The organism is Pedococcus sp. P2_E4, from assembly GCF_056403935.1.
Genome location: NZ_JBFUEO010000089.1, coordinates 1 through 537, shown reverse-complemented (window position 1 = coordinate 537; position 537 = coordinate 1). Strand labels below are relative to the sequence as shown.

1 protein-coding gene is annotated in these 537 nt (G+C 70.0%); it reads left to right on the top strand.

The features are described from left to right. Positions 1 to 537 (top strand): cell wall-binding repeat-containing protein (locus tag AC1DV7_RS18210; protein WP_477598744.1); only part of this gene is annotated, 537 nt, incomplete at both ends.

Here is a 537-nt window from a genome sequence, read left to right as displayed (position 1 = left end):
GTCGCGGGAGCCGACCGGTATGCGACATCGGCAGCGGTGAGTGCGGCGACGTTCCAGCCCGGAGTGTCGGTGGCGTACGTCGCCACGGGCGCGAACTTCCCTGATGCCCTGTCTGGTGGTCCTGCTGGCGGSGTCGGTGGTGGGCCGGTCCTACTGCTGGCTCCGGGTGGCGTGCCTRCTCCGGTAGCTACCGAGCTCAAGCGCCTCAAGCCCGGCCGGATCGTGATCCTGGGCGGGACCGGCACGGTGTCGGCCAACGTCTCCACGGCCTTGGGGTCGTTCACGACTGRGAAAGTGTCGCGRGTCGCGGGAGCCGACCGGTATGCGACATCGGCAGCGGTGAGTGCGGCGACGTTCCAGCCCGGAGTGTCGGTGGCGTACGTCGCCACGGGCGCGAACTTCCCTGATGCCCTGTCTGGTGGTCCTGCTGGCGGGGTCGGTGGTGGGCCGGTCCTACTGCTGGCTCCGGGTGGCGTGCCTGCTCCGGTAGCTACCGAGCTCAAGCGCCTCAAGCCCGGCCGGATCGTGATCCTGGGC